Below are 1,640 nucleotides of genomic sequence, written 5' to 3' on the forward strand. Positions count from 1 at the left end.
GAGGTGGAACCGTTGATCGGCTTCTTCGTCAACACGCTGGCGCTGCGCCTCGAGCTGGGCGGCGAGCCGACGGTCGGCGACTGGCTGGCCACGGTTCGTCGGCGTGTGCTGGAGGCGCAGAGCCACCAGGACGTGCCGTTCGAGCAGGTGGTGGAGGCGCTCAAGCCCGAGCGTTCGCTGGCCCACCACCCGGTGTTCCAACTGATGTTCGCCTGGCAGAACGCGCCCGGCGCCGCGCCGGCGCTGGACGGACTGACGCTGGAGGCGCTACCCGAGGATGGCGCGCACGGCAGCCAGTTCGAGCTGACGCTGAACCTGCATGAGGAAGCCGACGGCGCCATCGCCGGCGTGCTTGGCTATGCCACCGCCTTGTATGAACGGGCCACGGTGGAGCGCCATCTGGCGGCTCTGCACAGCATGCTGGCCGGAATGGGCCGCGACGATAGGCAGGCGATCGAGCGCATCGAGCTGCTCGACCAGGCGCAACGCCGGCAACTGCTGGTGGCGTGGAACGACGCGCCGCGCGCGGCCGGCCCGGCCGTCTGCATCCACCAGTTGTTCGAGCGGCAGGCGCTGCGCACGCCGCTGGCGGTGGCCGTCGAAAGGGACGACCACCGGCTCAGCTACCAGCAAGTCAATGAGCGGGCCAACCGGCTGGCGCACCGCATGGCGGCGCAAGGCGTGCGGCCGGGCGCGGCGGTGGCCGTGCTGCTGGCGCGCTCGATGCTGCTGGTGGTGGCGCAACTGGCCATCCTCAAGTGCGGCGCCTTCTACGTGCCGCTCGACCTGGAGGCCCCGGCGGAACGACAGGCGGCGCTGATCGCCGATTGCGGCGCCGCCGTGGTGCTGACCAACCGCCTGCGCAAGCTGCCGGAGGCGGCCGGCTGGCGGCGGCTGGATCTCGACGCGGCGCCCGGCGCCGGCCAGGTCGCGGCCGGGGTGGACGCGCCGCACTGGCACGCCGCTTGGCCGAGCCACAACCCGGACCTGAAGGCCGACCCCGAAGCGATCGCCTACGTGATGTATACCTCCGGCTCGACCGGCCAACCGAAGGGCGTGATGGTGCCGCACCGGGCGATAGCGCGGGTGGCCGTCGACAACGGCTACGCCGCCTTTGACGGCGGCGACCGGGTGGCCTTCGCCGCCAACCCGGCCTTCGACGCGGCGACCATGGACGTGTGGGCGCCGCTGCTCAACGGCGGGCGGCTGGTGGTGGTCGACGCGGCCACCCTGCTGGCGCCGGAACGGCTGGCGCGCCTGCTCAAGGAGCGCCGGATCACGGCGATGTTCCTGACCACGGCCCTGTTCAACCAGTACGCGCGGGCGATCCCCGAGGCGCTGGCGGGGCTGCGCTACCTGATGTGCGGCGGCGAACGGGCCGACCCGGCCGCCTTCGCGCGCCTGCTGGCGCAGGGCGGGCCGCAGCATTTGGTGCATTGCTACGGGCCGACCGAGACGACCACCTTCGCCACCACCTGCGAAATTTCCGCCGGCTTCGACCAGTCGGCGCCGCCGCCGATTGGCCGGCCGATCACCGACACGCGCGTCTACCTGCTGGACCGCTTGGGCCAGCTGGTGCCGCCGGGCGCGGTGGGCGAAATCCACATCGGCGGAGCCGGCGTGGCCAGGGGCTACCTGAA

The 1,640-nt window shown here is 72.3% G+C and carries 1 protein-coding gene; it reads left to right on the forward strand.

The genetic code is table 11. The annotated features are described in order from the left end of the window. Window positions 1–1,640 (forward strand): non-ribosomal peptide synthetase (locus tag BM252_RS29750; protein WP_139236834.1); only part of this gene is annotated, 1,640 nt, incomplete at both ends.

The organism is Rugamonas rubra, assembly GCF_900114705.1.
In the GTDB taxonomy this organism is placed as follows: Bacteria; Pseudomonadota; Gammaproteobacteria; order Burkholderiales; family Burkholderiaceae_D; genus Rugamonas; species Rugamonas rubra.